Below are 575 nucleotides of genomic sequence, written 5' to 3'. Positions count from 1 at the left end.
CTTGTCTACCACTGTACCTAACTCATGCGAAAACAGCGCCTTCTCTAAGTGTTGAAGAGGACGTTATTGCAGAACCTGCAATCGCAAAATAAACCGCTTTATTTGGCCCTACCTTTGGTGGGTAGGGCTATTCAACTCATTTAACTTTCGATAGATATTGTATTGATTTAGCTATAAAAAGTAATAACTCCTTGGGGTAGTTTGACCCCTAAGCCAATTAAGTGAGTGTTACTCTTTATATCCAAATTTTCCGATAGGCGTTGATATGACTACTGCGAACTCATCTTTAAACAGCGGCTTTGTTTCTCTTGTTGGTGCTGGGCCTGGCGATCCGGATTTACTGACGGTCAAAGGTTTGAAAGCGATTCAAGCGGCTGAAGTTGTGGTGTATGACCGTTTGGTATCGAAAGAGATTCTAGAGTTAGCACAGGCATCCGCAGAGATGATTTATGTCGGGAAAAAGCTCGATTTTCACTGCGTACCACAAGATCAGATCAACCAAATTTTGGTGGAAAAAGCACAAGAAGGGAAACGCGTTGTGCGCCTAAAAGGTGGTGATTCATTTATCTTTGGAC

The 575-nt window shown here is 42.4% G+C and carries 1 protein-coding gene and 1 pseudogene; both read left to right on the top strand.

Annotated elements, in window-relative coordinates; translation table 11 throughout:
- Positions 1-92: pseudogene (locus R7040_RS28565) on the top strand (formate/nitrite transporter family protein); the annotation flags it as partial.
- Positions 93-265: 173 nt separating this feature from the next.
- A partial coding sequence (locus R7040_RS28560) for a uroporphyrinogen-III C-methyltransferase (RefSeq protein ID WP_318097902.1) occupies positions 266-575 on the top strand: 310 nt, incomplete at its 3' end.

This window comes from Vibrio sp. 1069, assembly GCF_033340555.1.
The sequence above is the reverse complement of the archived record's forward strand: the minus strand, read 5'-3'. Positions and strand labels throughout refer to the sequence as shown.